The 558-nt window shown below is 47.8% G+C and carries 1 protein-coding gene; it reads right to left on the reverse strand.

The annotated features are described in order from the left end of the window. Positions 1 to 239: 239 nt before the first annotated feature. Positions 240 to 558: hypothetical protein (locus tag GY791_21645; protein MCP4330997.1), on the reverse strand; the 319-nt coding region annotated here is incomplete at its 5' end.

The raw sequence follows: 558 nt of genomic DNA on the forward strand, positions 1-558 counted from the left end.
ACGGCAAAGCCTCTATATCACCGGAAATGGCTATTCGTGTGTCTAAAGCCTTTGGCAGTACGCCAGAGCATTGGCTTAGGATGCAGCTTGCTTATGATGTGTCTCGAATGAAAGATACGGTCGATAAGATTCAAATTGAACGCTATCAGCCTTCTTTGACTTAATAAGGCAATTGGCATATTGCATAGAAATGTATTGAATTGTATGTAAATGAAACATATTTAATCGAGTTAGCCCCCCTACTCCTCATCCTTTTTCAAAATCCCAAAAATTGAACTATGCAGGCGCAGCTCTCCGGCTTTGGCCTTGTTGAGCATGGCGTAAAAGTAAGCTCCTGGCTTGGTCACAGGGTTTTCATCGCGTAGCGTTGCCTGGTCGGTGAGAAGAAGGCAAATGGTTGCCCCGGTGCGCCCAAGCAGGGCGCAGGCTTCCACCCAGCTTTTCTGGCTAATATGGAGCGTTGGCCTCAGCTTGTAGGCCGCTTCGACCATATCACTCCAGTTTAAGGGCCTGGGTTCCAGAGGAATGTATTCCCTAAACCGGGAACTGGCGGCATTA

It is taken from the genome of Alphaproteobacteria bacterium (genome assembly GCA_024244705.1).
Lineage (GTDB): Bacteria > Pseudomonadota > Alphaproteobacteria > JAAEOK01 > JAAEOK01 > JAAEOK01.